Origin of the sequence: Vibrio sp. V23_P3S9T160 (assembly GCF_963886625.1) — a bacterium.
Classification (GTDB): domain Bacteria; phylum Pseudomonadota; class Gammaproteobacteria; order Enterobacterales; family Vibrionaceae; genus Vibrio; species Vibrio anguillarum.
The window spans coordinates 1-8,858 of the sequence record NZ_CAWPDB010000020.1 but is presented as its reverse complement, the minus strand read 5'-3'; the positions used below and the strand labels follow the sequence as shown (position 1 = coordinate 8,858).

General features: G+C 44.4%; 8 protein-coding genes. 4 read left to right on the top strand and 4 right to left on the bottom strand.

The features are described from left to right. Window positions 1–95 precede the first annotated feature (95 nt). Together AACU59_RS01215 and tyrA are read left to right on the top strand one after the other, a co-directional pair. A complete protein-coding gene (locus tag AACU59_RS01215) occupies window positions 96–1,175 on the top strand; it encodes a 3-deoxy-7-phosphoheptulonate synthase (protein WP_161437667.1) in 1,080 nt (359 codons plus the stop codon). 11 nt (window positions 1,176–1,186) lie between these two features. After that, the gene (gene tyrA, locus AACU59_RS01210; RefSeq protein WP_017043283.1) at window positions 1,187–2,314 is read left to right on the top strand and encodes a bifunctional chorismate mutase/prephenate dehydrogenase; all 1,128 of its coding nucleotides are present in this window, start codon (window positions 1,187–1,189) and stop codon (window positions 2,312–2,314) included. A gap of 45 nt (window positions 2,315–2,359) precedes the next feature. On the opposite strand, the gene AACU59_RS01205 is transcribed toward tyrA, so the two are convergent. Together AACU59_RS01205 and ettA are read right to left on the bottom strand one after the other, a co-directional pair. Continuing rightward, window positions 2,360–2,737: a PilZ domain-containing protein gene (locus AACU59_RS01205; protein ID WP_094144975.1), complete on the bottom strand. Its 378-nt coding sequence runs from the start codon at window positions 2,735–2,737 to the stop codon at window positions 2,360–2,362. A 190-nt stretch (window positions 2,738–2,927) separates the two neighbouring features. Then, the gene (gene ettA, locus AACU59_RS01200) at window positions 2,928–4,595 is read right to left on the bottom strand and encodes an energy-dependent translational throttle protein EttA (RefSeq protein ID WP_010319161.1); all 1,668 of its coding nucleotides are present in this window, start codon (window positions 4,593–4,595) and stop codon (window positions 2,928–2,930) included. A 259-nt stretch (window positions 4,596–4,854) separates the two neighbouring features. Between ettA and AACU59_RS01195 the strand changes: the two genes are divergently transcribed. Together AACU59_RS01195 and trpR are read left to right on the top strand one after the other, a co-directional pair. After that, window positions 4,855–6,804, top strand: coding sequence for a transglycosylase SLT domain-containing protein (locus tag AACU59_RS01195; RefSeq protein WP_161437666.1), 1,950 nt, complete (start codon window positions 4,855–4,857; stop codon window positions 6,802–6,804). 58 nt (window positions 6,805–6,862) lie between these two features. Continuing rightward, window positions 6,863–7,162 (top strand): trp operon repressor, encoded by a 300-nt coding sequence (trpR, locus tag AACU59_RS01190; RefSeq protein ID WP_013857539.1) that lies wholly within the window; start codon window positions 6,863–6,865, stop codon window positions 7,160–7,162. A 24-nt stretch (window positions 7,163–7,186) separates the two neighbouring features. Here trpR and yjjX read toward each other — a convergent pair whose 3' ends face one another. Both yjjX and AACU59_RS01180 read right to left on the bottom strand, forming a co-directional pair. Further along, on the bottom strand, window positions 7,187–7,714 hold the full coding sequence (gene yjjX, locus AACU59_RS01185) for an inosine/xanthosine triphosphatase (RefSeq protein ID WP_094128681.1): 528 nt from the start codon (window positions 7,712–7,714) through the stop codon (window positions 7,187–7,189). Beyond that, window positions 7,686–8,858 (bottom strand): putative bifunctional diguanylate cyclase/phosphodiesterase (locus AACU59_RS01180; protein WP_161437665.1); only part of this gene is annotated, 1,173 nt, incomplete at its 5' end. The genes yjjX and AACU59_RS01180, both read right to left, overlap by 29 nt.

The window sequence follows — 8,858 nt, the reverse complement described above, 5'->3', positions numbered from 1 at the left end:
CACTTGAAATGTTTTTAAAGCCTGTTAATTTGTCTTTTATTGGTGTTTAGGTATGCAATAAGATTTTGTGTAAACAAATAATTACAGGTGATGAGATGCAAAAAAGTGAACTAAGTAATATTAACATCAGTGATGAGCAAGTGCTGATCACTCCGGAACAATTAAAAGCTAAGCTGCCGCTCAGTCATCAAGCTCGCCAGTTCATTCAACACTCTCGTCAGACAATTGCCAATATTATCCATAAAAAAGATCACCGTTTACTGGTGGTGTGCGGTCCTTGCTCTATTCATGATATTGATGCGGCAAAAGAGTACGCAAAGCGCTTGAAATCACTCTCAGAGCAGTTGAGTGATCAACTGTACATTGTCATGCGTGTTTACTTTGAAAAGCCGCGTACAACGGTTGGCTGGAAAGGGCTGATTAACGATCCTCATCTTGATGGCAGTTTTGATATCGAACATGGTTTACACGTTGGTCGTCAATTGTTAGTTGAGCTAGCGGAGATGGAGATCCCTCTGGCGACCGAAGCGCTTGATCCGATCAGCCCTCAATATTTAGCTGATACATTCAGTTGGGCGGCGATTGGTGCACGCACTACGGAATCCCAAACACACCGAGAAATGGCCAGTGGTTTGTCGATGCCGATTGGGTTTAAAAACGGCACCGATGGCAATTTAGCAACGGCAATCAATGCGATGCAAGCGGCATCATCCAGCCACCGCTTTATGGGCATTAATAGTGAAGGGCAAGTGGCCTTACTTACCACTCAAGGCAACCCAAATGGGCATGTCATTTTACGTGGCGGTAAGCAAACCAACTACGATTCAGTGTCGGTCACCGAGTGTGAGCAAGAGATGGCAAAACATAAATTGGATGCCTCGTTAATGGTGGATTGCAGCCATGCTAATTCACGTAAAGATTACCGTCGTCAGCCGTTAGTCGCTGAAGATGTGATTCATCAAATTCGTGAAGGAAATCAGTCTATTATTGGCTTGATGATTGAAAGTCACCTCAATGAAGGTAATCAATCTTCTGACCTTCCTCGCAACGAAATGGAATACGGTGTATCGATTACGGATGCCTGTATTAATTGGTCATCAACTGAGGCACTATTACGACATGCTCATCAAGAGCTCGTTCCGTTCTTAGAAAATCGCCTAAAAAAAAGTGAATAAAGGGAAGTGCCATGGCTGTTGAACTTAACGAATTACGTGATCAAATTGATGCTGTCGATAAACAAATGGTCGAGCTGCTTGCACGCCGATTAGCTTTGGTTGAAAAGGTGGGGGAAGTCAAGAGCCGACATGGTCTACCGATTTATGCTCCCGATCGAGAAGCGGCGATGCTGGCTTCTCGCCGCGCTGAAGCGGAAAGAAAAGGCGTCCCGCCACAACTGATTGAAGATATTTTGCGCCGTACTATGCGTGAATCTTATGCCAGTGAAAAGGATTCTGGCTTTAAGTGCTTAAACCCAGAGCTGCGCTCTGTGGTGATTATTGGCGGTCATGGTCAACTTGGTGGCTTATTTGGCCGTATGTTCAAACTGTCGGGCTATCAGGTGAAAGTATTAGGCAGTAAAGATTGGCATCAAGCCGATGAGATACTGCATGATGCCGGTTTGGTTGTAGTGACGGTTCCTATTCACTTAACCGTCGGTGTGATTGAAAAACTTGCTCATTTGCCTGCCGATTGTATTTTGTGCGACCTCACATCGATTAAGTCCAAGCCGCTACAGGCGATGCTTAAAACACACTCTGGCCCAGTGGTTGGATTGCACCCAATGTTTGGCCCAGATGTCCCTAGTATGGCCAAGCAAGTGATCGTCTATTGCGATGGGCGAGGAGAAGAGAGTTATCAGTGGTTGCTAAAACAGTTTTCGATATGGGGAGCGAGTTTGTGCCAGATTGATGCCGCAGAACACGATCACGGCATGACCTTGATCCAAGCACTGCGTCACTTCACTTCGTTTGTATACGGTTTACATCTTTCTAAAGAAAATCCGAATATCCAAAAATTACTGCAGCTGAGTTCACCGATTTATCGTTTAGAACTGGCGATGGTTGGACGGCTTTTTGGTCAAGACCCTCACTTGTATGGCGATATCATTTTCTCATCGGAAGAGAATGTTGAGATGATAAAACGTTTTCATGCTTGTTTTGGTGAGGCGTTAACCTTACTTGACGGGCGTGAGAAGCAAGCTTTTGTGGAAAACTTTAGCAAAGTGAGTGATTGGTTTGGCAGTTATTCACAACAATTTATGCTTGAAAGTCAAAACCTGTTAAAACAAGCGAACGATGCCATTCATCGTGTTTAAGGCTGTCTGAACGGCGAGTGCGGTTGTTGTGAATACGGCCGCCGCTCATTCTTCCGGTTCATCCCCTAAATCAGACAAGTATTCCAGTTCGCGATGGAGCAAACTTTCATCACCCATGTTCAATTCAACTAAACGTTTCAAATGGCCAATACTTTCAATATCAATGTGATTGATGCTGACACGAATAATGTTGTTTTGAATGTGGATCAACTTGGCGACTAGATTAATAGTGACCTCGCTGTCTGGTAGTGTGAAATGGACTTGTGCCATTTCATTGAGCACTAATTTGTCCGCGTCAGGGCATGAGAGCAATAGCCCATGCAGCGACAAATCTTGAATCGTTGTGGTGACGGTATGTTTACCTTGCAATAAGGTGGCAGGCATCTGATAGATGATGCGTGAAAAGCGACGTCTTTCAATCATGGTACTCTCTCTTGTTGAGCGTTGACCTGTGCCAGCTTCGGCTCTGTATCGATCATTGAAAAATTATATCCATTAAGTTTAGACCTAATTGAAGGCAGTGTCGCGAATCCTGCATCTTGTTGTGTGATGCGTGATGTACAAGTAACAAAAAGGCCGCAATAGATTGCGGCCAGAGACTTCAAATACAGAGTTATTTGGTCATACGCTTGTATTTAATGCGGTGTGGTTCTGCCGCTTGAGCGCCCAATGTCTGTTTTAACCACTCAGTGTATTCGCTGTAGTTGCCTTCATAGAACTTCACTTCACCTTCATCACGGTAGTCCAGAATGTGGGTCGCAATACGGTCTAGGAACCAGCGGTCGTGCGAGATAACCATGGCGCAACCAGGGAATTCCAGCAGCGCCTCTTCCAATGCGCGTAGCGTTTCAACATCCAGATCGTTGGTTGGTTCGTCGAGTAATAGGACGTTGCCGCCAGCTTTAAGCAATTTGGCTAAGTGAACACGGTTGCGCTCACCGCCCGATAGCTGACCGAGCACTTTTTGTTGATCGACGCCTTTGAAGTTAAAGCGAGAGCAGTAAGCACGCGCAGGAATTTCAAAATTGTTGATCTTGATAATATCCGCCCCTTCAGAGATCTCTTGGAAGACGGTATTTTTGTCGTTCATGCTGTCACGGAACTGATCAACCGAGGCTAATTTTACGGTTGCACCCAATTCAATTTCACCAGAATCTGGTTGCTCTACGCCACTTAGCATTTTAAACAGCGTTGATTTACCCGCACCGTTAGCACCGATGATGCCGACAATCGCTCCTTTCGGCATGCTAAATGATAAATTATCAATCAGTACACGATCACCAAACGATTTGGTTAAGTTACGAACTTCCAATACTTTGTCACCTAAACGTTCGCCAGGCGGGATGAAGAGTTCGTTGGTTTCATTACGTTTTTGATGTTCAGTATTATTAAGTTCTTCAAAGCGTGCCATACGTGCTTTGGATTTTGCTTGGCGGCCTTTCGGGTTTTTACGAACCCATTCCAGCTCTTTTTCTATTGTTTTTTGGCGAGCACTCTCTTGAGATGATTCTTGCTTTAAGCGTTCATCTTTCTGTTCGAGCCACGAGGTGTAGTTACCTTGCCAAGGAATGCCTTCACCGCGGTCAAGTTCTAAAATCCAACCAGCAGCATTATCAAGGAAGTAACGGTCGTGGGTGATGGCGACGACTGTGCCTGAATAGTCGACAAGGAAGTGCTCTAGCCAAGCAACAGATTCCGCGTCTAAGTGGTTGGTTGGTTCGTCAAGCAGCAGCATATCTGGCTTTTCAAGTAGCAAACGGCAGATCGCCACACGGCGGCGCTCACCACCAGACAAAACGGCAATTTTAGCATCCCATTCTGGTAGACGAAGTGCATTGGCCGCACGTTCTAAAGCGTTCTCTAAATTATGGCCATCTTTGGCTTGAATCAGAGCCTCGAGCTCACCTTGCTCTTTGGCTAACGCATCAAAATCGGCGTCGGGTTCTGCATATGCCGCATAAACAGCATCGAGGCGAGTTAGTGCGCCAGCCACATCAGAAACGGCCTCTTCCACTACTTCACGCACGGTTTTTGATTCATCCAGTACTGGTTCTTGAGGCAAGTAGCCGACTTTCAATCCTGCTTGCGGGCGTGCTTCCCCATCAATATCAGTATCGATGCCAGCCATGATACGTAACAGGGTGGATTTACCTGAACCATTGAGACCTAAAACACCGATTTTAGCTCCAGGGAAAAAGCTCAGAGAGATGTCTTTGAGAATTTGACGCTTAGGCGGGACAATTTTACTCACCCGCGACATGGTATATACGTATTCAGCCATTGCCGATTGTTCCTAATCTTAGTAACAGAAGAAAGTGGTCATTTTATACCAAAGCGATCGCATTTGTTACTAGGTACCTAATTTTTAGAGCTTAGATGGTGTTTTTCATCGATAAAAAAGTAACGAAACATTAAGTTACTAAGTTCATATGTCGCACTTTTATGAATTTAATATTATTTACATCTATGGCCTTTACTTTTTTATCTAGAATCAGCGTAATGAAACGGAAATTCCCTTGCTTTGGATAGGACGAGAGCACATGGCGCTCATGCATTTTATAAGACCGCAGCGATTGTTATCATCAATATTAGCGTTGAGCTCCTTGGTGTGCGGCACCGCGTTTTCAGGCGCAATAGAGGATTTGGATGGTCAACGAGAGCTGTACGATCAAGCTCAGAGGTGGCTTGATGAAGATAAAGTTGATGAAGCTAAAAAAATTAGAAATAAGATCAAAAACTATCCATTGACGCCTTATCTGGATTATCGATCTCTGCTGGTCGATATTGGTAATAAACCGCCATTAGCGGTTCAGGTTTTTATCGATACACATCAAGATTTCCCGTTTTCAAACCGCATTCGAGCACCGTATTTAGATGCGTTGGCGGCGAAAGGAAAATGGGCCACCTTGCTTGATTTTCAAAAAGCGGAGCCGAATGATGAGCCTTATCGCTGTCATTACTACAATGCGTATTACCAAACAGGCCAGCGAGATATTGCGTTCAAAGGCGCACAAAAATTATGGCTCAGTGGCAGTAGCATTTCTGACGCCTGTGATCCACTCTTCACCGCATGGAGTGAGCAAGGCGGGTTAACCGATGATTGGTTGCTTAAACGAATGTTATTGGCGTTTGATGGGCGTAATTTAACACTAATGAAATACTTACAGAAAAAATTAGTTAAGCCAAAATCACAGGCGACAGCGCAAGCGATGATCGATCTCTACCGCTCGCCAGAAAATGTGCTGACTTTTGCTAAACAATACACCGATGGCACGTTTAATCAGCAGTCGATTCAATTTGCGTTAGAAAAGCTAGCACGCCAAGATGCAAAGCTTGCGCAAAGTGTGTACCAAACTCTTCTCGATCAGAAAATACTGGCGGATGCTTATCAGCGTCCTATTGCAGAATATATAGCCAGAATATTGCTCGATACCGAGGAGCAAGCACTCGCAAACTGGCGAGATAGTGTGATAGCGCAAAGCTCAAACAGTCTTTTGCTCGAGCAGAGGATCCGCAAGGCACTGACCGTTGGTCGTTGGGATGAAGTTAAATTCTGGACAGAGCAGCTCCCCGCTGATGAAAAAGCCAGCTTACGTTGGCAATATTGGCTTGGGCGCGCTGATATTGCGTTGGGTGATGAAGCCAAAGGATTACAACGTTTAAATGCGATGATTGGGCAACGTAATTTCTACAGTGTCGCGGCCGCTAATATGGTGAAACAGTCAGTAAATTATCCCAGTACATCGATTAAGCTTAATCCCAATTTATTGACGCCGTATAAAAAAGCCTTAGTACGGATCCAAGAGCTGATTGAACGAGATAAAATCGCGGCTGCAAAAAGTGAATGGAAATGGTTACTCGATCGTGCAGATACAAAAGAAAAAGAGATGCTAGCGGCCTACGCCGACTCCCAACGTTGGTATAGCTTAACTGTGACAGCCTCTATTTCGGCGCGGATGTGGGACAATATGCAATTGCGTTTTCCATTAGCCCATCAATGGTGGTTTAACTTCTATGGCCAAAAACACGACATCGACCCAATTATGCTGATGTCACTTGCTCGTCAAGAAAGTGGAATGGATGTTGAGGCTCAATCGCCCGTTGGCGCTCGTGGTATCATGCAGATTATGCCGAGCACGGCTAAGTATACGGCTAAAAAATATCAGCTGACCTATAACGATGAACAAGAGTTATACGAGGTGGGCAAAAATATCGAAATAGGCAGCCATTACTTAAATGGATTATTAGAGCAATACGGCGACAATCGAATTTTTGCATTTGCTGCCTATAACGCTGGGCCAAATCGCGTCAATCAATGGCGAGAGAAAACACAAGGCAAGTTAGATGCTTACGCTTTTATTGAAGCGATCCCTTTTCGGGAAACCCGCGGGTATGTGCAAAATATTTTGATGTTTGAGACTTACTATCGAGATTTGATGGGGATTGAAGGTGAATTTCTCAACCAAGATGAGCTCAATACAAAATATTAATTCCAATACGAAGTGAAAGTTCTACAATAGCGGAACGTATCACTTTGCGAGTACATTCATGCCACACCAACCTGAGTACACTGATTGGCAGCAGCTAATGGAATTGGTTAAATCAGCCACAGAGCAAGAGCAGCACGCAATGCTACTCACCATGATGATGACCCCAGATGAGCGAGATGCGCTCGTGGCGCGTGCGAACATCTTATGTGAGCTACTTAAAGGGGAGTTATCACAGCGGCAGATTAGCCAATTGCTCGGAGTAGGAATTGCGACCATTACGCGTGGCTCAAATGAGCTCAAAAGTAAATCAGAACAAGAAAAGTCGCAATTAGCCGCTCTGCTACTCAAGGTGTCTTAAGGGTTCCTTGAGTTTGCCAACCTTTTATAAATTAGCAGGGAAATGCTCTGGGTTGATAAAAGGGATTAACGCGAGGATCAATGCTTGATGGTAGACCGAGCTGCGAGTGAGTTGGTTATGAGTGAGCAGGCTGATCGCCCCACCTTTCTGTTTGATATTTTGGCAGTCAAACAGTTTATCCATCACATCGCCTAGCTCATTTTCATGGCTTAACAGCTTCAATACTTGAGGTGGTAGCATTAAGCTGGCTGAACGCGATTCTCCTCGATGAGTGGCGGATTCAATCACCATCCACGCAAAAGTCACTGTATTCTCAATGCCCGCTTCTAACCCGACGTAATAATCTGCCGTGGGATCTTGCTCTTTCGCATTTCGTACTCGGTTAAGTGCGCCTTGATGGGTTTCTTCATCTGTCATCGGTTGATCCGCGACACCACTGGGCACACTCACCCCTTTAAATGAGAAAGTATCCAGCGGAAAGGTACTTTCAAATGCACTTTTGACTGCATTGATTTTGGCCGGGTTAAGAGAGGCAATGATCACATTTTTCATAAACAGCGTTTAACTCTTTTTGTTGTTGATACCATGAAACCAACGCATTTAATGGCATTGGTTTGGCAAAATAATAGCCTTGCATGAAATCACATTGGTAATCAGCAAGCCAATTATGCATCTCTTTACTTTCAATCCCTTCAGCTGTGACTTGCATTGATTGAGAGTGGCAAAGTTCGATCAAAGGCTTAATGATCTTGTGATTGTCAGTGGTGATGAGTGTATCTAAAAAAAGCCGATCGAACTTAATTTTTTGTACTGGATATTGCACCAATTGAGTAATGGAGGTGTAACCAGAACCGAAATCATCAATCGCCAATCCGTAGCCTAAATGCGATAGTTCGTGAAGCAGTGGAAAACCTTTTGAATTGGCAGAAAAAGTTTCTGTAATTTCAAAATCAATCAAATGGGGAGGAACTGCATTCTCCTGCGCATGTTTATGAATGTAATGAGCTAACTGTAAAGAGTTTAATTCTGCTGATGAAAGGTTAATCGATAACTGAACAGGGTGTTCAAACATCGCTTGCAGTGCATGGAACTCCTCGAAAGCTGAACGGACGACCCAGCGATCAATGTTGCCAAATAACCCGGTTTGTTCGGCTATCGGAATAAATTCTTTTGGTGAAATCGTACCGAGCAGGTTGGATTCCCAACGAAGTAAAACTTCAAATCCTGAGACTGTATTGCCAGCACGATTTAAATAAGGTTGATAGACCAAGCTAAATTCCTGATCAAAATCACCTCGGCGTAATGCTTGCTCAATATTGGCTCTGCGCTGAACACCCTTATTGAGCTCTGGCGAGTAGTAAGCTATTTGGTTCTTCCCAGCATTTTTTGCTTGATACATGGCCGTATCAGCATTAGATAATAATTTTTCTAAGGTATAGCCATCGGTTGGGTAGGTGGCTATGCCGATACTTGCTGTGATTGGGAAGTTCCCGAGTGGTGAATTGTGCTGATTTTGTAGTGGAGCCAGTAACTGGCTTGCAAATTCGCTTGCGGCTTGTTTAAACGTACTAGGGGCAGAGATAAAAATTGAGAACTCATCCCCAGAGAGTCGAGCAGCTAAACTTTTAACTTGATACTTTTCAAAGGAAAAGTTGCGCAATGAGCCAATATGCTGTGCAAAATTGACTAACAATAC